Consider the following 257-nt stretch of genomic DNA (forward strand, 5'->3'; position numbering starts at 1 on the left):
AACTCCAGCGCGGCGACCGTGTGGCGCTGCTGGTCAACAACCTCGGCGGCACGCCCGCGAGCGAGCTCGACATCGTCGCCGACGCCGCCTTGCGCGACCTTCGTGTACGCGGCGTCGAAGTCGAACGCGCCTGGGCCGGCACCTTCCTCAGTGCGCTCGACATGGCCGGCGTATCGCTGACCGTCTTGCGCGTGGATGACCGCCGCCTCGGCCTGCTCGACGCACCCGCCGTCACCAGCGCCTGGCCGTGCGCGGGC

At 72.4% G+C, this 257-nt stretch carries 1 protein-coding gene; it reads left to right on the forward strand.

What is annotated here, in order from left to right; all coding sequences use genetic code 11:
* Positions 1-257 (forward strand): dihydroxyacetone kinase subunit DhaK (locus HLUSI_RS26665; RefSeq protein WP_040503081.1); only part of this gene is annotated, 257 nt, incomplete at both ends.

The sequence above is a fragment of the Herbaspirillum lusitanum P6-12 genome (genome assembly GCF_000256565.1).
Lineage (GTDB): Bacteria > Pseudomonadota > Gammaproteobacteria > Burkholderiales > Burkholderiaceae_D > Herbaspirillum > Herbaspirillum lusitanum.